Annotated in this window: 23 protein-coding genes and 1 pseudogene; 22 read left to right on the top strand and 2 right to left on the bottom strand. The window is 39.8% G+C overall.

Annotation, left to right across the window (positions count from 1 at the left end; all coding sequences use genetic code 11):
• Positions 1-35: 35 nt before the first annotated feature.
• The 7 genes and pseudogenes from CLV36_RS17435 to CLV36_RS17430 form a co-directional block, all read left to right on the top strand.
• Positions 36-179 (top strand): annotated as a pseudogene (locus CLV36_RS17435) (sporulation protein YhbH); the annotation flags it as partial.
• Positions 180-474: 295 nt separating this feature from the next.
• Complete coding sequence (locus tag CLV36_RS14330; protein WP_106343134.1) at positions 475-900, top strand: phage holin family protein; 426 nt, start codon at positions 475-477, stop codon at positions 898-900.
• Positions 893-1,612 carry an N-acetylmuramoyl-L-alanine amidase family protein gene (locus CLV36_RS14325; RefSeq protein WP_106343133.1) on the top strand — a complete coding sequence of 240 codons (720 nt, stop codon included), beginning with the start codon at positions 893-895 and terminating at the stop codon, positions 1,610-1,612. The genes CLV36_RS14330 and CLV36_RS14325 overlap by 8 nt, the downstream gene beginning before the upstream one ends.
• 347 nt (positions 1,613-1,959) lie before the next feature.
• Positions 1,960-2,118: a DUF7003 family protein gene (locus CLV36_RS18060; protein WP_425436589.1), complete on the top strand. Its 159-nt coding sequence runs from the start codon at positions 1,960-1,962 to the stop codon at positions 2,116-2,118.
• A 438-nt stretch (positions 2,119-2,556) separates the two neighbouring features.
• Complete coding sequence (locus CLV36_RS14315; protein WP_281257263.1) at positions 2,557-3,096, top strand: DUF2199 domain-containing protein; 540 nt, start codon at positions 2,557-2,559, stop codon at positions 3,094-3,096.
• A gap of 97 nt (positions 3,097-3,193) precedes the next feature.
• On the top strand, positions 3,194-3,850 hold the full coding sequence (locus CLV36_RS14310; RefSeq protein WP_106343130.1) for a CPBP family intramembrane glutamic endopeptidase: 657 nt from the start codon (positions 3,194-3,196) through the stop codon (positions 3,848-3,850).
• A gap of 147 nt (positions 3,851-3,997) precedes the next feature.
• Positions 3,998-4,159, top strand: a complete 162-nt coding sequence (locus CLV36_RS17430; RefSeq protein ID WP_181353080.1) for a hypothetical protein — start codon at positions 3,998-4,000, stop codon at positions 4,157-4,159.
• Positions 4,160-4,687: 528 nt separating this feature from the next.
• Here CLV36_RS17430 and CLV36_RS14305 read toward each other — a convergent pair.
• Positions 4,688-4,900, bottom strand: a complete 213-nt coding sequence (locus tag CLV36_RS14305; protein ID WP_106343129.1) for a hypothetical protein — start codon at positions 4,898-4,900, stop codon at positions 4,688-4,690.
• A 365-nt stretch (positions 4,901-5,265) separates the two neighbouring features.
• Between CLV36_RS14305 and CLV36_RS14295 the strand changes: the two genes are divergently transcribed.
• From CLV36_RS14295 to CLV36_RS14225, 15 genes are all read left to right on the top strand, one after another.
• The gene (locus tag CLV36_RS14295) at positions 5,266-5,751 is read left to right on the top strand and encodes a GNAT family N-acetyltransferase (protein WP_219904920.1); all 486 of its coding nucleotides are present in this window, start codon (positions 5,266-5,268) and stop codon (positions 5,749-5,751) included.
• 63 nt (positions 5,752-5,814) lie between these two features.
• Entirely contained in the window at positions 5,815-7,170 is a 1,356-nt protein-coding gene (locus CLV36_RS14290) for an ABC transporter ATP-binding protein (RefSeq protein WP_106343127.1), read from the top strand.
• 202 nt (positions 7,171-7,372) lie between these two features.
• Positions 7,373-8,515: a restriction endonuclease-related protein gene (locus tag CLV36_RS14285; RefSeq protein ID WP_106343126.1), complete on the top strand. Its 1,143-nt coding sequence runs from the start codon at positions 7,373-7,375 to the stop codon at positions 8,513-8,515.
• On the top strand, positions 8,493-11,867 hold the full coding sequence (locus CLV36_RS14280) for a hypothetical protein (protein WP_106343125.1): 3,375 nt from the start codon (positions 8,493-8,495) through the stop codon (positions 11,865-11,867). Before CLV36_RS14285 ends, CLV36_RS14280 begins: the two co-directional genes overlap by 23 nt.
• Before the next feature lie 2 nt (positions 11,868-11,869).
• On the top strand, positions 11,870-14,293 hold the full coding sequence (locus CLV36_RS14275; protein ID WP_106343124.1) for a pPIWI_RE module domain-containing protein: 2,424 nt from the start codon (positions 11,870-11,872) through the stop codon (positions 14,291-14,293).
• Between the two features lie 173 nt (positions 14,294-14,466).
• Entirely contained in the window at positions 14,467-15,627 is a 1,161-nt protein-coding gene (locus tag CLV36_RS14270) for a hypothetical protein (protein WP_146130650.1), read from the top strand.
• Positions 15,628-15,683: 56 nt separating this feature from the next.
• Entirely contained in the window at positions 15,684-16,124 is a 441-nt protein-coding gene (locus CLV36_RS14265; protein WP_245888379.1) for a DNA/RNA non-specific endonuclease, read from the top strand.
• The gene (locus tag CLV36_RS14260; RefSeq protein WP_106343121.1) at positions 16,117-16,602 is read left to right on the top strand and encodes an antitoxin YezG family protein; all 486 of its coding nucleotides are present in this window, start codon (positions 16,117-16,119) and stop codon (positions 16,600-16,602) included. The genes CLV36_RS14265 and CLV36_RS14260 overlap by 8 nt, the downstream gene beginning before the upstream one ends.
• A gap of 731 nt (positions 16,603-17,333) precedes the next feature.
• Entirely contained in the window at positions 17,334-17,618 is a 285-nt protein-coding gene (locus CLV36_RS14255; RefSeq protein ID WP_146130649.1) for a hypothetical protein, read from the top strand.
• Between the two features lie 586 nt (positions 17,619-18,204).
• On the top strand, positions 18,205-18,636 hold the full coding sequence (locus tag CLV36_RS14250; protein ID WP_219904919.1) for a hypothetical protein: 432 nt from the start codon (positions 18,205-18,207) through the stop codon (positions 18,634-18,636).
• A 29-nt stretch (positions 18,637-18,665) separates the two neighbouring features.
• A complete protein-coding gene (locus CLV36_RS14245) occupies positions 18,666-19,031 on the top strand; it encodes a phage distal tail protein (RefSeq protein ID WP_106343119.1) in 366 nt (121 codons plus the stop codon).
• A gap of 1 nt (position 19,032) precedes the next feature.
• A complete protein-coding gene (locus tag CLV36_RS14240) occupies positions 19,033-20,181 on the top strand; it encodes a Gp37-like protein (protein WP_181353079.1) in 1,149 nt (382 codons plus the stop codon).
• Positions 20,182-20,185: 4 nt separating this feature from the next.
• Entirely contained in the window at positions 20,186-21,103 is a 918-nt protein-coding gene (locus CLV36_RS14235) for a hypothetical protein (protein ID WP_106343117.1), read from the top strand.
• A 56-nt stretch (positions 21,104-21,159) separates the two neighbouring features.
• A complete protein-coding gene (locus CLV36_RS14230; protein ID WP_102993750.1) occupies positions 21,160-21,579 on the top strand; it encodes a phage holin family protein in 420 nt (139 codons plus the stop codon).
• Entirely contained in the window at positions 21,576-22,301 is a 726-nt protein-coding gene (locus tag CLV36_RS14225) for an N-acetylmuramoyl-L-alanine amidase (RefSeq protein WP_106343116.1), read from the top strand. The genes CLV36_RS14230 and CLV36_RS14225 overlap by 4 nt, the downstream gene beginning before the upstream one ends.
• Before the next feature lie 141 nt (positions 22,302-22,442).
• On the opposite strand, the gene CLV36_RS14220 is transcribed toward CLV36_RS14225, so the two are convergent.
• Positions 22,443-23,189: a tetratricopeptide repeat protein gene (locus CLV36_RS14220; RefSeq protein ID WP_146130648.1), complete on the bottom strand. Its 747-nt coding sequence runs from the start codon at positions 23,187-23,189 to the stop codon at positions 22,443-22,445.
• Between the last annotated feature and the right edge of the window lie 53 nt (positions 23,190-23,242).

Raw genomic sequence — 23,242 nt, 5'->3', positions numbered from 1 at the left:
ACAATAGCTAGTTAAATGATGGTATAGAGCTTGTGCAGTTGAACCAGTACAACTGCAACAGCACGTTGATGTCGGCGTACCGGCATGTGAAAGAAGATCGGTTCTCTTACTTTGTGATCAAAGAAAAAGCGCAAGTGTATGAGGCGTTGAAGCATTTCTTTGGAAAGAAGGAAGCGTAACGGGAAATGAGAACCCCGCCTCTTCAAGTGTGAACTTGGGGAGGCGGGGTTCTTTTGCATGTATTCATTTTCTGGGGAACCGGAAAAAATCGGGCGCACAGAACAACAACCAATTGAGCTGGTGATTAGAATAGAAACAATTATGTACAGATCATGAGAGAGAATAATCTCGGGGCCGCGGTGAATCGTTTGATCTTGCAAGAAATCCTAACAAGATTGGAACGAGAGGAACAATTGATGTTGCAGGACTTGAGGGAGGTGCGATAGGCGCTTTTTTTTAATGGGGTGAAACAAGATGGAGATCAGGACGATTATCAACGCAGTGATGTCGTTTGGCGGGGCTGCCGCCTCCTATCTATGGGGTGGATGGTCCGATGCGCTTTCAACCCTGTTAGCGTTTGTCGTTATTGACTACCTTTCCGGTTTTGCTGCATCAGCGAAGGAAGGCAAGCTTTCAAGTGAGGTCGGCTTCTGGGGCATCAATCGGAAGTGTTTCATCTTTCTAATCGCGGCAGTGGCCAATAAGGTGGATGTGATGTTAGGTGATGGTCATCTCATCCGGGATGCGACTGTCACCTTTTATGTTTGCAATGAAGGTCTCAGCATCATTGAAAACTGTATCCGGTTGGGTTTACCGGTTCCAGAAGTGGTGAAGCGAGCGATCAACTTGTTATGGGACAGACAAGAAGAAAAGATGAGGGAGAGTGATAAAGATGAGTAACTACTTAATCTGCATCGATGACGGCCATGAGGCACAGACGCTAGGGAAACGGACGCCTCCTATTCCGCAATTGAAGGGACGGGTCGTGAGGGAGAATGAGTTCAACCGCGAAGTGGCAAGGTATCTATTTGTTGAATTGAGAAGATGTGGGTTTCGCTGTATTCTGGCGGCCCCCGGCGATGAGGATGTTCCGTTGTCGACAAGAACCAATTTGGCGAACCGCCATAATGCGGACCTTTTTATTTCCTGCCATTACAATGCCGGCGGTGGCAAAGGGGTTGAGACTTTCCACTGGTCCGGTAGCCGAACAGGGAAAAGGGCTGCTGAATTGATTCATAAACAGGTATTGCAGTCAGGGATAAATAGGAGGGATCGTGGAGTCAAGACCGCCAACTTTTTAGTCCTCCGGGAAACGAAGATGCCGGCTGTATTAATTGAATTTGGTTTTATGGACGATCCCAAATTGGTGGAAGCAGCTCAGATGGTTGATCCTCAAGTGCAAAAAAGGTTTGCAATTGCGACCGCTAAAGGGATATGCGAGTATTTTTCGGTAAAGTACGTGCCGGAAGAACCAGACAAACCGAAGCCGATGTATAGGGTTACGGTGGACGGAAAGGAGGTTTTTGATACGGCTTATGTGGAGAAGATTGTTGGGGTTGTGAAGCAGGCAATCATTGAGCAGAAAAGGGAAATAGAAATTAAAAAAATATAAAGTAAAAAAATCCCCTCAAAGTAGCTATACAGAGAAAGAGTACCTTGAGGGGATATTCAAGCTTTTACAGATCAGGTGGATCACCCGCAGAATGACGTTTCACCGGTCCGAGGTTATAAGTCATTTCTTCTTCACCCCCTTCATCATGTTTAATCAGTGTTTCAACATGTGATTCAAAAAAGTGTAATGCATATTCGCGAAAGTCAGGACTGCCAATCGCTTTTAGAAAGTGGCCAAGCTTTAAAAGTGATTGATTTTTTTGCTTAATAAAAGAGTGCTGTGTAGCTATCTCAAGTGCTTGCTTAAAACAGTTGAAATTCGGTCAATGCCATTGTTTTTTAGAAGTGATGAATGGGACCATAAAGATGAAGAACCTAGTCAGCATTATTTTTTTTCAACAGATTGCTAATGCATTAGAAAAAAATGATGCCACTTTAATTAGTATCAAAAATACCAACACTCATTGGAGTAACTGGGGTACACATATACAAGAAGAAGATTATTAATACAAATAAATATGAGATGAAGAGGTAAGTTGTTTACTACAGACGTAGAAAATAGAGATCTCTTTTTATTTATACCGACAAAGAAAAGAAAAATTATGATGTATAGTAGGACTTGTTTTTCTTTTATCACTTCCATTTTATGGATATTGGGACAGGTACCTCTTGGTAACCTGATGGGTATTTTGTCTGTCATTCAAAGAGTAGTGGCTTGGGTTCTTCTTACTTATTTCAATGTTAAGGAGGCTGATGAGATCGATCCATTGAAGTTTCTTGAGATCGAGAGGGACTGATAGACAAGTTTTAGGTTATAGTTTTTTTAGCTTTGAGTCTGTTAAACACGATGATGATATTGAGCTAATTGATACCTATTATTCATTATTAAGGTATAATAAATATGATAACTGTAACTAACTTTTAGCTCGAAAGGAGATTAGAAAAGTGAATGATAAAAAGGGTTTTGTATGTTCAACTTGTGGTGAATATCATGATGAATTACCAATGAGTTATAGAAGTCCTGCACCATATTATTGGTTTTTAATAAATACAGATGAACCAGAAAAAAGACATAAACTTACTTCGGATTTATGTGTCATTGATAATAAACACTTTTTTATTCGTGGTTGTATCGAAATACCTGTTGAAGGGCAAAAGCAACCTTTTATTTGGGACGTATGGGTTTCGTTAAGTCAAGAAAACTTTGAGCGTTCAATTAAATTATGGAATGAAAAAGGTAGAGAAGAAAAATTAGAGCCTATGTTTGGGTGGCTTTCAACATCATTACCAAACTATCCTGAAACGTTGAATTTGAAAACGATGGTACATACTCGACAAGTTGGTATCAGTCCTTATATTGAGTTAGAGCCGACAGAACATCCTTTAGCAGTTGAACAAAGAGAAGGAATAACTTTGGCTCGTGTTAAAGAAATAGCGGAGGAAATTTGTAATAGCAACAGTGAAAGTGAAACAGAAAATAGTTAAAAGTAATTATGTATAGGAATATCAAACCTTAAATAATATTCTATAGAGCGATAACAAATCAATCAAAATATATAGATTGTATGCAATAGGAGCTGTTATGTTACAGAAACAAAATGAAAATAGAAAAGGGCTTTTCTTTTTAGCGTATTTGGGTTTATTTTTTCTTTCATGGACTTCAATCATATGGATAATGAAACAAGTACATCTTGGTGATCTGGAGAGCGTTTCATCTGTAATGCTAAAGGTACTTATATGGTTTTTTCCTGTTTATATTTATTTAAAGAAAGTGGATCAGGCTGATCCTTGGCAATTTTTGAAATTAAAAGGGAGTTTTCACCATGGCTTGAGGCGTCTGATCATCCCCTTTGCTTTTTTAAGTCTGTATTTCGTGATGATCATCTTATTGAACGGTGGAGAAGTGGATTTTGAATGGAGCTTTTCTAATTTTTTTCAATCGGTCATCTTGGCAGGTCTCGTGGAAGAAATCGTGTTTCGGGGGTTCATTTTGCAAACACTGAATAGATACATGACCTTTGTCCCCGCTAATGTCATCACGGCGGTGTTATTCGTGTGTATCCATTTTGTTTATTGGATAAATGCAGATTTACCAGGAGAATTTTTGTTGGTCCGATCATTGCAAGTGTTTATTGTGGGCTTCATTTTTGGGTTTGTCTTTCGTCGAGGTAATTCTTTATGGACAGTGGTTTTATTTCATTCATTTTATAATTTAGGAGTGCTTCTTATCGGGAATTGAAGGGTTTGACTGAACGGAAAAAGTGAGTAGAATTAAAAATTAGGGAGATTTGTTCAATAACTTGTTGTATAAGTAACACATCGGAGTTAAGTCCGTTTTTTATACTGGCTTTTTTGTATCTAATTTGCAATACAACAATACAACAACGTGGAAACATACGAATACGATCCGCAAGACTGCATCGCCAAGCTGATGAGAACTGGCGACAATGTCAAGATGGAAACGTACGTACACGACGCCAACAACAACGTAATCGAGCAGATGTTGGAAGGCAAGACGGCCACGTACACCTATGACCGCAACCGCTAGGTGTCCGCGCTGGTCAGCGGCTCGACGGCGAAGTACAACTACGACGTCTACGGCCGTCTGCGCTCCGTGGTCTCCGCCAGTGTGACGATCGAGAGCAAACAAGTATGATGGCTTCGACCACATCATCGAGCATAAGAAGCTGAAAGAAGGAACGACAGACCAATACTACATTACCAAATACACGTTCGACCCATTGGATCGGACAGCCAGCAAGACGGACAAGACCGGCAAAACGACTGACTCCAACTATCTCGGCTTGAGCGGCGAAGTCCTGTCAGAGAAAGTAGGCACTGTGGTCCAGAAGTCTTTTCTGTATTCCCCATGGGGCAAACGCCTGTCCCAAATGAAACATGACAGCACACCACCTGGGACAAGACCTCCTATTACGGTTACAACCCACACACCGATGTGGAGATGTTGTACAAAGAGGATGGCAGTGTTAAAGGCAACTACGGCAGATAGTTAGAATTCACTGGCCATAAACGAAATAACAAGTTAAGCCGCCAATCAATAAAGAATGGCCTTTATTTATTTATGCCTATCGCTTATCCCCATTAGGGAATCCTTCATCTTTTCTCCGATACTGTCACTTTCCTCCACCCAATCGTAAAAAGATTCATCCAGCTGCCGCTCGCGATTGCGATCCTCGTTCACATCCGAATCGGCCTCAAACGTATCCGAGGTCACGCCGTAAACGTCAGCATCATGTTTTTTCTTCAATTCATTGTCAAATACATCCATGCGTTTTCCTCCTTCCATTAGCAGGATTATTTTAGGTTCATTCGGTCTGTTTTATGCCCAAAGAGGCCTGGTGTCAACAGGAATTGAAAATTCCTCAAAAACTACAACCGGTAATTTTGTTTAATTGCTGCGGATAAAGATTTTCCTGAAACTCAGATTATTATGGGACTAGGTTTGTTTCCTGAAATGGAAGAAGTTCCTTATACCCCACAAATAGGCTCAGAGCTTATTCCCATTGGGAAAGTACAGCCTATCTACGCCATTCCTGACGAGTCCGCATTAATCGTTAAGGGATCATCTATCCAAATCGTTGACAATGTAGTTCTGTTTGATTTAAGAAAGCGGAAGAAAGGAAATTACAGTTGATGTTATTAAAAACCAAACGATTAACATTGTGTCCTTTTACATTAGATGACGCAGAGCGGGTACAAAAACTTGCTGGAGAGTGGGAAATCGCTTGCATGACGGCTAATATTCCTCATCCTTATCCACTTGAGATTGCCATTGAGTGGATTCGTTTTCATGAAAAAGACCGTAAAGAGGGGAAATTGTACCCTTTTGCTATTTTCTTAAAATCGGATTTGTTAATCGGAGCGATCTCCATCAAAGTCAATAAAGAAGCATATCGCGCCGGGATGGGTTATTGGATAGGAAAAGACTTTTGGGGCAACGGTTATACGACTGAAGCAGCAGAAGAGGTGTTACGATTTGGTTTTGATAGAGTTAGCCCGCAATCGCATTGTTGGCACGGCATTAACACGAAACCCAGATTCTATACGCGTATTGGAGAAAGTTGGCCTCAAAAAAGAAGGAATCTTACGACAACATGTCTATCGCTTTGGTCAATATGATGACCTTGCTTACTTGGGTATCTTGCGTAGCGAGTGGTTAAGTCAAAGAAAAGAGGCGATGAGATGAATCAAATTCAAATGAGAACACTCCTGTTGCCTTATTGGAAGTTAATTTTACTCTCTACACTTATTTCATTATTAGGAGTCGGAGCACACCTTCTCAATCCATTGATTATGAAACAGATGATTGATGTTGCACTACCAAGAAAAGAATATTCCTTAATCCTATTATCTGCCGGGGGATTGGTATTATTGCCGATTGTTTCAACCATCCTCGAAGCCCTATCCAAAGTGATTCACAATAAAATTGGAGGCGAGATTACAGACAAATTAAATCATCAACTGTTTCGTCATTTGTTGCGTTTATCGCCGAGGACGTTAAATGAGTTTCATTCGGGGGACATCGCCATTCGTATGGACCGAGTGGAAGATATCGGGGATGGTTTTGTAAAGTGGAATTTGCTTCCGATGCCTACTGAGATACTCTCTCTTATTGGAATCGTGATCATCATGCTACAACTTGATTTTGTCCTTGCGCTTGTCGCATTTTTCATGTTTCCGATCGTGGTTGTCACTGCTTCTTACTTAGGACGGAAGATTGAAACAAACTTTACTGTCATCATGGATTTAAACCGGAAACTTCAAAGTTATGCTGTTCAATTATATGGAGGAATGAAAACAGTTCAACTGCTAACAAGGGAAGAGGAGGAGCGTTCTGCACAGAAAGAAAAAATCGGACAGTATCGAGGCATTCGAAACGATACTTTTCTTATTCAAAAGTGGCGCTATGAACTCTTGTCCTCTTTAGAGAAAGCCTTGGGTCTGGCCGTTCTTTTTTCTGTCAGCATCTGGCTTATTTTAAAGGGACAAATGACAATAGGAACACTACTCGCGTTCACGGTGTATTTCCCGAACTTTCTGGGTACGGCGAAAGCCATTCGATCTGCATACATGCAGTATAGAGAAGTTAAGCCGATGTTGAAGGAAGTAGAAGAAGTGTTGAATCTTCCTGTCGAAATCGTACCATCTACTCAATCCGTCCCTTTGAAACAAGCAAGCGGAGAAATCGAGTTTAGACAAGTATCTTTTTCTTATAAACCGAAAAGAGGAAACATCCATAACGTTTCATTTCATATCCAACCTGGAGAATTCATTGGTGTCGTCGGTCCAACGGGAGCCGGCAAGAGTACCATCTTGGATTTGTTATTGCGCTTTTACGATCCCGATCAAGGAGAAATTCTTCTGGATGGTAGAAACATCAAAGAATACACGCTCTATGACCTTCGAAATCGGATTGGCCTCGTTACACAGGATGTTTTTTTATGGGACAAAACGATCAAAGAAAATTTACTTTACGCCAATCCTGAAGCGACGATGGATGAACTAATTCACGCATGCAACATCGCTCAGGTCACTTAGTATGGATATGATCTTTGTGAATATTGCATATGCCGTTTTTTGTTTTGGGATTATATGTATGATAGGCTATTTAGATCCATAAAAGAGGGATAGTGAGAAATGTGTAAACAATTATAGGCTAGATTTTTACTAATTTATGTTGTATTCTAAGAACTGTTCAGTTCAGGAGAAACTTACCAAATGAGAACAGGGGTTAGCGAATATGGCAATTTTAGAAGATAAGGCGATGTTAAGAAGAATCCTCGAGGGGTTTAACCACTATATAAATACATATGAAATTTCCGATGATTTGCTAGAATTATTTGAGGAAATTAGGATGAAGTCATTTAGCAGAATAAAGGATAAAAGAATATATACATTCAGCCAATTTATGACATTATATTCTTCGTTGCCTCTGAAACAGCTAATTCCTTTTGACACAACAAAAAGCGAGGAAATTAAATTTTATCACCACAGTCCCATTATCCTTGAAAATGGAAGCATAAACGATGAAATTATGCATTTCCTCAATGATTATGACTCGCTGGAGGACCTATATCAAAAAGCTTGGGTACCTGTTTTGAAGTACTTACGTAGAGAAGATCCACGTTCCATAAAGGAAAGGCAAGATGATTATGATCTAATGAGAATAGAGTTAATGACGAAGCAACCGTTAATTAAGAGTACAAAATATTACAGTAACTTAACGACGAAGTTTGTTAGCCAACCTTTATTAATGTCTCTTATGGAAGGAGCTTACAAAGATTATGTTGAGGACAGAGCTATTATTTGCTCCCATTGTAAATATCCAATGGAGAAGTTGCCATCTGGTAAATACCAATGTGTGGGTCATTATATATGCAAACACTATCACTCGACTGGCATAGTAATTGATACCAAATCCAAGAGACATAAAATTTTGCATAAAGGGTTTTATATCTTTACTACTTTGCCCAGTCTGTTTGAGTTAGAAGTGGAGCAAAAATTACAGTCCAAAGGATTTAAGACGAGACGCCATCCGGAATTAGAGCAACTCGGCGATATTGAAGTTCTTTTGCCTAATGGTCGTTCCGTTTACTTAGACTGTAAGGTTCATCAAAGCGCGTATCGTCTCTTTGAAACGTTGGAGAAAGATCCTAAATCAAAAGATATGCACTTCTATATATTACCCAGTTTTCTATATAAAAACGAGTATAAATCGCAGCTGAACAAACTAAATGCTAAACACCGAAACAAGTACAACTTTACAACCGAGAAAAGAATCAGTCAATTGCTAATGGCAGAAAATTACCAAAATAGGTATGAGCTTGAGCAAAATATTAATAGTGATGAGGTAGAAGAACATGAGCAGATCAAACTTTTTTGATTTATTCAAGGATTTCGGTTTCATGGATGGGAAGTTGCAACGTATTTTTGGTGATGTTTTTAAAACGCAGCATGAAAAGTACCAAGATTATGTAAGAGATATTACATTTATCGAGCTCTTGTTTTACAGTTTTCAAGTGATATTTGATAAAAGCCAATTCAGTTACAAATCAACGATTAGCATGATGATTGGTCATGATGATATCGTCTTTAGAGATTTAAACTATGATCTAGCGATGTTAAAGAGAGTTCGGTCACTTATGAAAGATACATATTCACGAAAACAGATTATGCAAATAGTAGAAACTGTCTACAGTGAAATTCCAAGTGAATGGCGACTATATGACATTAAAGATTCAGAATTGATCGTTCTCAAGGTTCCTAAGTATGAACCTGACAGAGTTCTTACTTACCAACAAGTAATTAATGATAAGGAAGCAATCAGGCACTTAGAGAACAAAAGGAAATTTATTTCTGATAAATATGAAAATAAGGAGGTGTATGTACCACTAAAAACTGAAGGATTTAAAGTGAAGAAAAAAGTGAGTCAGCTTTTTGAAAAAGAGTGGTTAGAAAAAGAGCATACTTTTCCTCTTACTGAGTTGATTAATAAAAGGAAAATGAATAAAAAAGACGCTTCTGATCTAAATAATTTTCTGCCCAACCGCCAACTGTACGAGGAGATGGGAATTAGCTATCTTGATCGCTATCATGCATTAAAGGCTTATAAAATTCAGAACCGTAAGTTGGCAGACAAACCTACTGATTTCTACTTTACTGGAGAAATAAACCATGTTATAGCGACGACAGGTGCTGGTAAGGGAACACTGACCCATGGGCTAATTTATCGTCAATGTAAACAAGGTAAGAAAAAAATAATGTATTTTACCGAGAATACAAAACAAACAATGAAAGAAAAAGAGCGGTTTGAGCAATGGGGCCTTAAAGTAGGAGTAATTGTTGGAAAAAGTAATTTAGCCAACTATCAAACAGGTTTTATTAAAAATAAGGCCCCATTAGTGAATCACCCCTTTGAAGTTTTTCAAAAACATAGTGATTCTGTCGAAACGTTAAGCCCAGACTGTCTTTTGAGAAAGGTTTTAAAATTAGATGAAGATACCAGTAACCCTTGTCAGAATTTATGTATAGAAGGTAGAAAAAAAAGAGTTGTTTGCCCCGCTTATGAAATCTGTGGATATCATCATCGCTTTAAGGCGTTGATGGAAGCTGATATTTGGATCGGGACGCCAGAATCGTTTCTTCGTACAAAGGCGCCTTACGCATGGGATAAATATGAAAGAAATTTTCTGGAGTTGGGTGTGTTATGGTCGGATCTGATTATTATTGATGAAGTGGATCAAATTCAAATGAGGTTGGACCAAGCGTTTTTAGGGGACTTAAATATTTCTACGGACAAACCGGATGATAGAGTAATAAATGAAGTTTTTTCCGAGTACCTGTTTAACTTAATTCCTCGAGTAGTAAAAAGTAGCACGAATGATGTTTTTGTCCATAATTATATAGAAAAGGCAACTAATCTACGCCAATTGTTTAACTATATGTATGGACAAATTTTTACTAATCAACAAATTGTCAATTACATATACAATAAGCTATTCACTCCATATTCCTTACTTAAGAGTTGGCATAACAAACACATTAGTAAGGATGAAAAGTCGTTTGAGTGTTTGCTCCGAAAAATGCAGGCAAAAAGCAAGGTCGATAAGATGGATACTTCAATTTTATGGACAACTGCCAAGAGGCTACAAAATATTTGTGGCTCTATTATATCGGAAAAGAAATTGTCCGATGAAAAAAGCGTCATAATTGATGATTGCTTTAGAAGCCTTGGTCTATTGTCTAACTTACAGTCAGAAGAAAAGGAAACAAAATATCTTTATCAAGACTTTGAATTGATCTTGTTCTTGTTCTTATCGGAACAATTGTTGAGACATTTGCGATCACGTTACGAGAACTTCATGAAAAGAGCTAAATTTAGCGTTGATAAGAGAATGTCTATTAATAATTTTTACTTTAAAAAAGATGACAGTAGCTTATTTACTCCAGATGCTCTAACCGATTCATTCATGGCTTATCGACTCAAAAAAGCTGATGATAAAAAGAAGCACTATTCGTTAGTGGCACACGAATATCGCGGAGTTGGTAGAAAACTATTATCAGATCTACCAAGGTTATTTGAAGGTGTCGAAGACTTTGCGTATCCGGCACTTCTAATTCTCTCAGCAACCAGTGACTTTCTTGACTCTTCATATTATGGTGTCAAGGTTCCCCCGAATTGGTTATTGGAGAATACGAATCAAGAGGATCAAAAAATAAAAATTACGCTTTGTCCTATAGCTGATATTTCTGGAGCTCAAGATCAGAAGAAAGCAATTCAAGGTGCAACCCTTAAGCTCATTAACTCAGGCTTCTTTGACGAGCAGATTAAAAGCCTAAAGCAAATGCATCAAGAAGAAAAGCAATTATTAAAACGGAAGCTGCTCCTTTCCGAAACAGAGGAAGAGCAAGCGAGGATGGCTGAAGAATTTGAAAGGATTTCTGCTGAGGTATCGCCTTGTTTAGGATTGGTTGTTAATTCTTATCAAAAAGCTGAGTGGATAGCTGATACCTTTAAGCAGCATGGCTTTAAATTTAAGTTTAAAGTTTTGTACAGCGAAAAACCGTATTATGATGGGAAAACAATCCAAAGGCAAGATTACCATGTCAGTACATTAGAGGTAGAACAGTTGCACAAAGAGGAACCAGAAGTGTTTGTATTTGTTCGCCCTGCATTGGCTAGGGGATACAACATTTTGGCTGGGGAGAATACGTCACGTTCTTTATTAAGAACGATTGTATATTATGAAAGACCCCATCCAATCCCTGGTGATTTTAAAGATGTCATTATGACGATTCACTCAAATCTCGATCAATATAAAAATGAGCTTGCTAAAGCCAATAAATATTTCTATGAGGCACAGAAGGATCTCCATAGAAAAGCATTTAAGGATTTGCATGAGTTGTTCTCGTCTGATGAATCATTTGCCAATATGGACAGTGACCAGCAAAAAATCGCCAGTACCAATGAATTAGTAACTACGATCCAATTGTCAGGTAGAGGTCAAAGAGGAGGAACTTCATTACATCTCTTTTTCTTAGACAATAAAATGATACCGGCGACAGTGGCACAAAACAGCGAAGTGCTAATAGAAGATGATGAAGGTAGTATGATTGTTCACTGGAAAAAATCACTTACCGAAATGGCTGACGAATTGACAGTTAGGGTCAATAAAGCTTGGGTAGAAGCCCTGTTGAACATAGAAATCAAATATATATATATGAGGGGTAGTTGACAATGGAAAGCAAATATACGGCCCAGCTTTTAATGGGTAATCTAAACGAAGACTGGTTAGGTTCGATGGACGTATATCCTGTTTATATGCCCAGAACCTGGAGTGTGTTGTTTTACAATGATAATGAGCCAATGCAGCATGTAAAAAAATTGAAACTCGATCCGTTGGGAAATCAGATAAAGCTGTTGCATCCGGGAGTGATTTCCTATTCCCTTTCAGAGGATACTCTGAAGGGGAATAAACCTTGGCTGTATATAAAAGACAAACTTGATTACCTAGAGGAGCTGCAAGAATTAATTAAAGAATGGTTTTTATGGGTTCATAAACAAAAGGAAATAGACAACTTGGTACAACTAATGAAATTTCAATTAAGCTATGGCTCAAAGCTTAGTGTAGATGAAATTAAGGAAAATGATAATCTGATTGAAGGCTTGTTAACCCGATTTTTTTGTCAGGAGACCAAAACATTTAATGTCTTGGAAACAAAGGAAAAAATAGAGAGAGAAATTATTTGCGATTTCCGTTCGTCATTTTCTGGCCGCCGCCATGAAGCTATTTGTGTTCCTATTGAGTTGAAAAAAGATTATTTCTCTTTTGTCATCACGTTTAATTCCACGGTTGATCCAATAACTAAGGAAAAGAGGATCACTATTCATCCTTCAATTCGCCGATGGCAAAGAGACACTAAGAAGTCGAAAGCATTGCGATTAAATCCCAAAAAGAAACATTCACTATATGTACTAGATAAAGAAGTTGATAAGTCCTCATTTTTTCGCTTTCAAATCAGATCAATGAAGTTGGGAGATAACAAATTCAAGCCAGTCTTTTGCTACAACCATGAATATATTTTCAATAAAGTAGTAAGAGAAAAATACCAATTAGAAGAGATTGTGAAAAATCCTAAATCGCTTATGGATCTGAATGACTTCTTCATAGGTGTGCCATACGGAAATAGCACCTTTGGTGGTTCTCATCGAGTTGGCGCTGGTATTGAGCCACAGCTAAAAAAAGCACTATACGGGTATTTTATGGATAACTTTCATCCAGTTGATCTAATAAAGCCTGTTACAGTGGTGAAAGATGAAGGAATTCAAGAACCTGCTGATATATTTCCGAAGTCAAAAGGAAGACGGACTATTGATTTTGGACAAATTGACTATAAGGGTAAAACGGAGTTTATTTCATTACATGTTTGGTCTGATAATGAGATTTTAATGGAGGCGGTCATAGATGTATTAGATCACAGCTTTTTGAGCTTTGAAAAATTTGGTGCTCATAAATATTTGATTCATGCCGCCAATAATAGAGAAGTTGTTCTTGCTGTAAAAAACGAATCCTTAAACGATATCGATCGGAAAATGGATAATGATTCACATGCTTCTCAAAAAAATAGGATGGATGAGGTATTAAATCTTTTGGACAAGCGAAAATGGACAAAAGGAACTTATCATCTTATTCAAATTCCTGCTTATGAGCATGATGATGATCAAACGGGAGATCCGAAAGAGATCATTAGAAAAGCCTTTGCCTTAAAAGAAATGAAAACTCAATTCATTCATCCGATGGAGATACCTGATACAACTCTGCAAGAAGAAAAGAAAAATGAAATATGGAATTCAAACCATATCAGATTGGAAAAAGCTCTTTTTGATATATTTGCAAAATCAGGGTTTGTAGGCTCAATGAATGAGTTTAAATTTAACCTTTACGGGCTAGATGTGTTTAAGTTTCAAGATGAAGCGAATGATGATAGCAAAATTCATTACTTACCAATTGTGTCGTGCTGCACTTCAGAAAAAGTGGGCTATTATTTATTGGGGAGTAAACAGTTTGTCTATCAAGATGACCTACTGGCACACATTGGTGCTATAAAAAATCAAGTTGTAACAAAACTTAATTGGTATGAAATAGAGCGTTCGTTAATCGAACTTCTTAAATCTGACAAACATGGGCATAAAATATTGACGGTCTCGGCAGGAGTTCGCAGGTACTTTGATCATCTCCAAAACAACAACTTTTCACTGGATCATCATTTGTTAAACCATGTTCCTAATCTTTCATTATGTCGTTATAATGTTGGCTGGGATGTTCCAGGATACTATCTTTTTGACCATAAGAAAGAGGAGACGGTTAAAACAAAAGGTATCTTCAAAATTCATGATCATTTGTATTATGGCGTTGGTCAAAAACCAGATTCTGATAGTAAAGGTAAATGGGAAACAAGGTTCACAAGCAAGTCTGCTAAGTTCCAAGATCGAAAGTTGGCGGAAATGTTAATAGCAAGCAATGAAAGTGTTGATTTGATTGAGATTGCGAAAGTAGTCCAAAATAGTAGAGATATTAATATAACTACTAATTTCCATGGTAAGTTTGATTATTGCTTGAATATACTAAGTCAACTAAAAGAATACATGGAAGAAATTTAGGTAGAAAAGAGTACTTGAATATTATCAAAAGACAAGGGAGAATGATTAGCCCTCGTCTTTTTTTCTTTTTGCTGGGCAAAATCGTCTTTGTTTCATAAAACCCTTTCCTCCAATTTCCGGTTGACATAATATATTCATGTAGATAAAACCCAAACCGGAGGGTGAAAGTTTAATTGATTGGACTGAAGAGATTTCTAAATAGTTTTGTTAGTTTGATGAGAAGTCGCAAAGGATCGCCAACAATGGAGTATGTGATTGTAATTGCCTGTGGAGTGGCTCTGGCTTTATTGTTAAACCAGGTAATGTTCTTTGCAGATGTGCAAGGTGCTTTAAAAGACAAGATCATGCAAGTGATTAATGGGCAAAATATGGCTGCCTCATTGGATAAAGATAAGCCAAAAGAACAATCACTGGAAGAACGAAAAGACGATCTGTTTGGAAGACCGCAGTGGATAAACAATTTAACATCTGGTTTTCAATCATTAAATAATAAGTTTAAGAAAAGCGTTTCTGATGAATGGGAAAGTGTAAAAAACAAAGATCTGGGGGAAGTCGCCCAATCTCTATGGAATAATACAACCAACGCTTTTGATAGCGCATGGCAATGGGTAAAGGAAAATAAAGAGGCCGTTGCTTCAGCAGGTGTGGTTGTTGCGGGAGTTGGTCTCCTGCTCATTCCTGGGATGGAGCCATTGGGACTTATGCTGTTGGCGAACTGGGGCCTTTCACTTGGTTTCGGAGCGTTACTAAATGGCGGCAAAGTGGACAAGACGGTGATGTTGGGAGCGGCCATTGGTGGAGCGGCGGGTGTGATCTCTTCTGGATTATCTAAGATTGCTCCAGGATTGGGCTCTGCCATAACAGGATCACGTTTCTTAAGCCCAATCATTAGTGGTGGGAAGCAGATTCTTAGTAAAGCACCTGCTTTTGTCCAACGTATGGCAGGTGGGCTCTTCAGCAAAATGGGTGCAATGACGGCAACGGAAGGGGCCATCACCAGTGGAGTGGATGACTGGTTAAGAGGGAAGGAGTTTAACTGGAAACGAGCCTTGCTATCTGGTTTGGCTGGAGCCACATTAGTCAGTTTTACTTATGGTTCATATCCACTGGTTCAACCGCTCATCAACAAAGCGACGGCTGCGATTGAAAAACATGCTGGACCACTTGTGGCCAAGATTAAGCCGACCATACAAAACGTAGATAAGTGTTTTGGGTACCAACGAACTCCACAATACGTTGCGCTGATTAAATTTGGTAATGGGAACTTTATTGAATGTTTGTATGCTCAGGCTGATCGAGGTGGTGGGGGGGAAGTAGTAATAATGGATCAATAGCTCCAACTAAAGTAAAATATGGAGATCAGTTTACTAGAAACGGAAGAAATAAAGCATTGAAACAAAATGTCGAGTATGCAACCCCTGATGGTTATACTTTTAAGACAGACAGTGAGGGAAGAATCTCTTATTGCGAAGCAGATTTACAACTAGGAAGAGGAAAACGGAATGCTTATGCTCAAAGAAAAGTTGGTGGAGAAGATAGATTGGATGATGATGATGGAGGCCATTTAATAGCAAGCATCTTTAACGGTTCAGGTAATATTGATAACCTAGTTCCCATGAATGGAAACTTGAATAGAGGGGGATGGAAAAGATTGGAGAATATGTGGTCCCAAGCCCTTAAAGATGGAGATGATGTAAAAGTAAAAATAACACCTAGATATCAAGGGAGTTCAAATCGTCCATCTAGCTTTGAAATATCGTATAAAATTGGAGAAGAAGATTGGGAGAGTAAACGCTTTGACAATGTGCCGGGAGGGAAAGTTAATGAGTGAGGAAAAACTTAAAGTTGTATATCATGAAATAGCCGAATTAATTAATGATACGATTCCCGAGAAATGGTCTGAGGTCTATCTATACGGCGAGATTGCAGAAGGGTCTCAGACAGCCTATTTTTATTACTATCCGGAAGGTAATGGTCAGCCGGTTTATAGCAACAACATTCCCGATTTGTTTCATATATCGGAGGAAGATTATAAGAAGTTATGGCACCAGTTGCTTGATTCTATCCAGAAGTTGTGGAAAGTGTTTAAAGATGATGGTCAAGAACCTTGGACAAATCTTACAATACACCTTAATCATTCGGGTAAATTCAAAGTTCATTTTAATTACGATGATTTAAGCAATGCCAACCCTCTTGAACAAAAAACGATCTGGGCATATAAACATCTTGGAATCCTTCCTAAAAGTAAATCAGGCAAAAAATTTCTAGAAAAATATCTCCAAACTACTGAAGAAAATAATCAAGAATAATTGGATAAGTCTCAAGCCGCTTCATTGGCCATTTTTACAACACTCCATCCATATATATATTAACGTCTACCAAGCCTAGACATCCAATTTCATATGTATTTAATAGAATGGTAAAACATTCCATAATTCGACTGGCCTTCTATGGTGATAAAGGCAAAATTTTCTGGATACATCTAAGCAAACAGTTGACGTTTCTGATCACTATCGGAGTATAGTCGAGTTTGGGAACTATGATTCGACTTTGCCGTAACCATAATGGTCTTATTCAAGCCACCTACCAGATAGGTCCCTGCAATAACTACGGGTGGTTAAATAATGTATAGAGCTTGTGCAGTTGAACGAGTTTCTTAGAAGTGAGCGTATAAGCTCGCTTTTTTATTAATAGATTATTAATTAAAACAGAACCACTATTTTTCTTGTTGATAAAAAGTGCCGGAACAGGCCGCTCTAGTTATACAAAGAGTATATTCTAAAAAGCAAAAATATCATGTAATCTGTTGATGGAGAAATGTACATTTCAAGGTTGAAAGGAGAATGAGCCTTGATGATAATCCCAATTGAAGTGGCAAACAAGTTGTCTGAGCTGGTACAAGCGCTACCGCAATGGATAGAGATGTTGTCTTAGACGGATTTTTCAGAACTGTCTCTTGGATTAAAATATGCTGGGACTGAAGAAGCGCGTGTTGATATGACTGTATGGATAATTTTAAAGGTATGGGGATATGTTTGGAGTGGAAGCTAAAATTGCTCGTGATATTATATTAGCAGAGAGAATTTTACGATCAGCACGTTCAGGATTATGGGAGGATCAAGAAAAAGTATGGATTCTTCGTAGTTCTGACGCTGAACAAGGGGCACTCTGGTTTTCAATACTAGTACGGAACGCTACTTTATCGTTTTCAAATGATGGGAAAAGTATTTTTGCAGATGAAGATATAATTTATAAAAGTATTCAGATATTCTTAAGCAAGCTATATAACTTAGAAAGTAAAGCCGCGGATCTTAGAGGAGATTAGATAAAAAAGTATAACTAGAAATGGCAGATAGCATCAGAAATGAATTTTTCTTGCGTCGTTCGGTATTTCGATCCAATTGAACTGGATGATAATGAAATCGAAGAATCCGACAAATACTCGGAGGAATATTTATTCGAGTGGTTCTCTGATCGGTTCTTGGAAGCAGGTGGAGATTTATTTCCACTTCCCTGCTACCTCCAATTCCATGATGGTGGGATTTTAACATGAAAAAGAATGGGTGGAATTGTATAACGGGTTTTCACTGAGAATCAGGAAGCTATCGCTTGACCACGTTTTGATCGCACACTAGTACTGCAGTTGGAGTTAATCCTTTAATTACCCGACTACACAGGAAAGCAGCGGATAATTCCAGTAGGTTAAAATTACTATATTTGTTGGATATTCATGGCTTCTCGGTTGAATTACAACTGAAGTACTAACTTCCTTGTGGCGATTTTATATCCTGTTGGTCTGGAAAGAATAGAAAAAATACAAGACATGAAAGAAACGGAAAAGATAAAATAGGATCAAAGTCAACCTGCAAAAGTTATTTTCACAATACAAATTCTAACAAGGGGGACATCATATGATTTCTGTTTTACAGACTTGCCAACCGCGCCCTGAGATATTGGCGGGAACATTTAATCCGGAAGTATTTACTGCTTCGCTCAGCCCGATTATTGACTTCTATCGTAAGGGACGTAGCTCAATTGATCATATTTATACGAATGCACAACAGTTTTTTGATGAAGCGACCTACCCCACGCAAGGTTTGAAAACCACATTAACAGAAGTTTTCAGCCGAATTGCAGGAGATATGACAGTTCCTGCAATTCATCGTTTGGAAACGGCATTTGGTGGGGGAAAAACGCATACTTTGATTGCTTGTACACATATTGCTTATCAGGGTAAAAAACTTGAAGGATCAATAGGAGAAATTCTCGATCCGAATTTGCTTCCTGCACCAGGCTCAGTATCTGTCGTTGGCGGTTCAAGTAACACCTGTGCAGGCAACTGAAATTTCTTCCGTTTTAGCGAAACGGCTGTTTGTTACGGTTAGGTGGAGAGGCCATTAGCACCGAGATTCAGTTGGATAATCAAGGGGATATTGAAACCTTTCCGGTTTGGACCATTTACGGGCCGGGCCAAGATCCTATGCTTCTCAATCTCACGACCGGTTATTACCTGATGTTTGAGAATCTCTCCTTAGATGTGAACGAGTTTGTAACCATTGATACCCAAAAGCGCATCATTGAAAAGAATGACGGAACCAATCTTTATCCGGAACTGAGCATTGGTTCAACCTTATGGAGATTAAATGCCGGGGTCAATATTGTCCATATGGAGATGGACGGCGCTTCTTCGGATTCAAAAATCGTCGTTTGGTATCGGGAGCGATATTTGGGGGTATAGCATGGCGCTTTATGAAATTTGGGTGCGTGACCGTGAGCTTAATCTCGTTGGTTCGATCACGACCTTTCGACAATTGGAATTGACCATGAAATTTAATGATGTAGGCAAATGGACATTGGATTTACCGCCTGACTCACCTGATGTCAGGATGCTGTTAGAGGTTCGGAAACAAGGGGGTGGAATTGGAGGGATTCTTGTCACCAGAGACGGGAACCCCATTTTTTCCGGCCCCATTCGGAATGTGGAACTCAATAACGATTTGAGTTCAAGTAGTGGATATACCTTCTATGGGACGGATGACAACGGCTTGTTAGCGACACGTCTGGCTCTTCCTCCGCCTTATTATGCGATTGCCGGAACCGGATACGGATATGACGTATTCACAGGTCCTGCCGAAAGTGCCCTATATCATCTCGTTCAGCGGAACTGTGCAGAACTGGCCTCGGCTTATCGAAGGATTCCGGGTCTATACACGGATATTGACATGAAGCAAGGGGAAACGGTGACGATTCGTTCGCGATTGGACCCCTTGATGGACAAATTGCAAGAAGCGGCGCTGGCCGACGGGAATCTTGGCTTTCGAGTGTTGCAGTTACTGAATAACTTCATGATTTTTCAGGTCTACACCCCTCAAGATCGTGCGCAGGATCTTGTTTTTTCACGAAAGCGGGGGAACTTGGGTTCCTATCGGTATTCTGTGGAGGCTCCGGCAGCCAATTATGTGATTGTCGGCGGAGGGGGAGAAGGGGAAGCGCGAACGTTTATGTATAGCGGGGATGAACCGAGTCGGACCCTTTACGGGACGATTGAAATGTTTGTCGATCAGCGAAGCACAACGGATAACAATGAACTTCTGCAAGCACTAAACAATGCACTGGTGGAAAACACGGAAAAAACATGCTTGGAAATTTCCCCTCTCGATGTCCACCCTACCCGTTATTTGGAGAACTATGATCTGGGGGATCGGTGTACCGTCGAGGTGGAAGGGGAAATCATTCAGGATGTGATCCGGGTTATCAATATTACCTTGGGAAAAGACGGTGAAAAAATTGTTCCAACGGTGGGAACGCCAAATGTAGGGACTCAATTCCGATTGTTTGACCAGTACCGTAATTTGGAGTCAAGAGTAGGAAATTTGGAAAGAAGGTGAGTCTATGCCAGCCATCGTGAACTCCTTTCCCTGGGATGATACGCCAAGTTATGAAGCGGATTGGCGCGACATGATGGAAAATATGCGATCGACCGGGATTATTGTTCAGGGACCGATCATGGATGGATCAACCGGGGATTGTGCGGTATCTCCGGGGACGGGTTTGCAAGTGAAAGTGGCTCCGGGAAAAGCCTGGGTGAAGGGGCACATGTGGAAACACACTGCGGACTATATTTACTTGCCGATCGATGCAAATACATCGGGATCTTCAAGAACTGATTTGATTGTACTTCGGGTTGACTTTACGAACAATTTCATGACGTATACCGTTATCCAGGGACCGTATGCGGTTCCCATTAACAATTCCACAACTTGGGATCTTCCGTTGGCAGAAGTGACAGTGCCAAACAACGCCAGCAGCATTTCCGCGGCGGATATTAAGGATCGGAGGGTGACATCGAACCACGCGGGATTTCGTCCGATCTGTATTTTGCGGAACTCCACCAGTAAAAGTTTAGCGACAGGAACCAATGCCACTCTCTCATGGGATACGGAAGAACTGAATCCAGTTGGAATGCATCTGGTTAGTGACCGGATTACGATTAGGGAAGACGGAGTTTATGAAGTAGGCTGTTCAACCGTATGGGAAACGGTAGCCAATTCGGATAACCTGAGGCGGATTATTCTTTTTCGGAACCGTGGAGGAACGGTGGATGCGATCGCGCATGGTTCGAGTCGTGGAGCCGGGGTCGTCGGGGTGGATGTGGGGGTTTCTGCCCGTCGGGTGATTGACTTGCAGAAGGACGACTATGTCTATGTGACCGCTTATAATGACAGTGGAGCGACATTGAATATTAAGGCATCGGGGCTATATTCTCCGGTTTTTTGGTGTATGAAATTGGGGGAATCCAAGGGACTTTAACCGTTTTGCTGATGCGAGGCAAAGCGGTTTTTCTGTTTACGGAGGTGTGGAGTCAAATGTTGACCACCGACGAATGGGGAGAATTTTTGCTCAAGTTTACTGTGGGTGTACTTGGAGGGATCGTCGCTCAACTTTTTGGTGGATGGTCCGATGCTTTAAAAGCGTTGCTCATTTTTGTTGCTATTGATTATGTCACCGGTTTTCTCGCGGCCCGAAAAGAAGAGAAACTATCCAGTCATGCTGGTTTCTTTGGGATTGCAAGAAAGGTGATGATCTTTGCCATTGTCGTCGTGGCCCATGTAATTGATACGTTATTGGGAGATGGACACCTGCTCCGGGACGGGGCGGTGTTTTTTTATTTGGCGAATGAAGCCTTGTCTATTGTGGAGAATTCAGGACGAATGGGTTTGCCGATTCCGTCAGAACTGAAAAAAGGAATTGAAATCTTACGTGGAGGAAAGGAGAAGAAAAAATGAAGACTATCATCATTGATCCTGGACATGGAGGGCCGGATTCGGGTGCGACCGGCTTTGGTTTGCGTGAAGCCGATGTGAGTTTGCTTTTGGCGGAATTGGTGGGAGATTACTTTGGAAAGTATCCAGACGCAGTGGTCAGCTTCACGCGGAACCGGAACACGTCGTCTTCTTATCCGGGGCCGCCAGAAGGACTATATAAACGGATTAAATACGCCAATAGTAAAAACGCGGATCTGTTCCTTTCTTTGCATTGCAATTCCGGGGGTGGTTCAGGCTTTGAGTCTTATATTGCTAAAGGAGCTCCCGCCAAAACGCAACGGATTCAAAAGGCAATCAATGAAAGCGTGTTGGGATATCTGAAAGGATATAGGATTGGTCCACATGGGAATGCAGCCAAAAATGACACCCAAGGGGCTCATTCCCGGATCGCCGTTTTGCGTGACACGAGGATGAGTGCGGTTTTGCTGGAATGCTTGTTTATTGATAATCCAAGGGAAAATAAGCTGTTGCGGGATCAGAGGTTCTTGGATGGGTTGGCTAGAGTCATTGTGAAAGGAGTGGCAGCCGCTTTTGGGTTGAAAGAGAAAGTGGACAAGCCGATGTATAGGGTGACGGTGGACGGGGAGGTGATTTATGACACGGCTTATGAAGAGAAAATTGTAGGTATAGTATTAGAAGCAACAAAAAAGCAGGCAGAAGTTATTCTCCTTAAAAAGTTATAGGTAAGCGTATAGAATAAATAAAAGGGGGAGTATGGAAATACCCTCCCCTTCTTTATAAAAATGATGCCATCTGGTTCAAGTGAATAGTACAAATCGATTCCGACAATATATTTAAGAATTAGGTCGGAATTTAAATATGGCTTAGTCATTCGGTGGGTCCCCAGCTAATTTCATTGAATGGTGTGGCATGTTATTCACCCCTTTTGTAATTTTCAGTTTCAATTGTACATCAAGTTCAAGCATCCTTGCCACGATTTTATGAAATTTAGGATCATTTACAGCCCGATAACAAAAGGCTAGTTTTTCTCGAACCTCAGGTAAGGGCTGTTCCGGATGTAATCTTTCTTCATAATCCCAAACTTGTTCATAGTAAGGGATCGCTTCTTGTAATTCATTTCGACGGATGTAATAATCGCCGTACAATTCCAATACTTCCATGTGACGGAATGGATCTTCCGTTTCTCGGCTAATTTTTTCAGCCTTATCAAGCATTTTTTTTGCTCTGTTCCAGTCTTCTTTCAAAGAGTAAAGTTCGCCCAAACGCATATAGGGGGTAGCCAGTAAATGTTCATTACTAACTAACTCTTCTAAGTCAAGAGCATAAAGGTAGTATTCTTCTGCTTCATATAAATCGCCGCACTCTTTGTAGATTGCGCCAAGCAGAGTATATATTTCTAAGGCTTGTTCTGGACGGTTACAGGTTCGTGTAATTTCTAAAGCTTCATTTGCATAGGAACGAGCTTCTTTGAATTGCCGTTTTTTGAAGAGGAGTAAAATGTGTAAGGCATAGACTTGTAACTTGGTGTCAATATGATCGATTAAACCAATTTCCTCTTGCATTTTCCGAACAATTATTAAGGCATCCTCGTCTTCATCAAGTTTTTCCAAATAGATAACCTCGCTAATCAATAAATTGTATATAATACCAGCTCGGTCGCCAT

Origin of the sequence: Laceyella sediminis, assembly GCF_003003125.1 — a bacterium.
Lineage (GTDB): Bacteria > Bacillota > Bacilli > Thermoactinomycetales > Thermoactinomycetaceae > Laceyella > Laceyella tengchongensis.
The sequence above is the reverse complement of the archived record's forward strand: the minus strand, read 5'-3'. Positions and strand labels throughout refer to the sequence as shown.

Bases quoted from the DNA above. Each gene is read 5' to 3' on its own strand.
- CLV36_RS14235 (WP_106343117.1), top strand. From the start codon at position 20,186: ATGCCAGCCATCGTGAACTCCTTTCCCTGGGATGATACGCCAAGTTAT.
- CLV36_RS14290 (WP_106343127.1), top strand. From the start codon at position 5,815: ATGAATCAAATTCAAATGAGAACACTCCTGTTGCCTTATTGGAAGTTA.
- CLV36_RS14230 (WP_102993750.1), top strand. From the start codon at position 21,160: ATGTTGACCACCGACGAATGGGGAGAATTTTTGCTCAAGTTTACTGTG.
- CLV36_RS14325 (WP_106343133.1), top strand. From the start codon at position 893: ATGAGTAACTACTTAATCTGCATCGATGACGGCCATGAGGCACAGACG.
- CLV36_RS14280 (WP_106343125.1), top strand. From the start codon at position 8,493: ATGAGCAGATCAAACTTTTTTGATTTATTCAAGGATTTCGGTTTCATG.
- CLV36_RS14225 (WP_106343116.1), top strand. From the start codon at position 21,576: ATGAAGACTATCATCATTGATCCTGGACATGGAGGGCCGGATTCGGGT.
- CLV36_RS14240 (WP_181353079.1), top strand. From the start codon at position 19,033: ATGGCGCTTTATGAAATTTGGGTGCGTGACCGTGAGCTTAATCTCGTT.
- CLV36_RS14305 (WP_106343129.1), bottom strand. From the start codon at position 4,900: ATGGATGTATTTGACAATGAATTGAAGAAAAAACATGATGCTGACGTT.
- CLV36_RS18060 (WP_425436589.1), top strand. From the start codon at position 1,960: ATGAATGGGACCATAAAGATGAAGAACCTAGTCAGCATTATTTTTTTT.
- CLV36_RS14330 (WP_106343134.1), top strand. From the start codon at position 475: ATGGAGATCAGGACGATTATCAACGCAGTGATGTCGTTTGGCGGGGCT.
- CLV36_RS14275 (WP_106343124.1), top strand. From the start codon at position 11,870: ATGGAAAGCAAATATACGGCCCAGCTTTTAATGGGTAATCTAAACGAA.
- CLV36_RS14260 (WP_106343121.1), top strand. From the start codon at position 16,117: ATGAGTGAGGAAAAACTTAAAGTTGTATATCATGAAATAGCCGAATTA.
- CLV36_RS14310 (WP_106343130.1), top strand. From the start codon at position 3,194: ATGTTACAGAAACAAAATGAAAATAGAAAAGGGCTTTTCTTTTTAGCG.
- CLV36_RS14285 (WP_106343126.1), top strand. From the start codon at position 7,373: ATGGCAATTTTAGAAGATAAGGCGATGTTAAGAAGAATCCTCGAGGGG.
- CLV36_RS14250 (WP_219904919.1), top strand. From the start codon at position 18,205: ATGATTTCTGTTTTACAGACTTGCCAACCGCGCCCTGAGATATTGGCG.
- CLV36_RS14295 (WP_219904920.1), top strand. From the start codon at position 5,266: ATGTTATTAAAAACCAAACGATTAACATTGTGTCCTTTTACATTAGAT.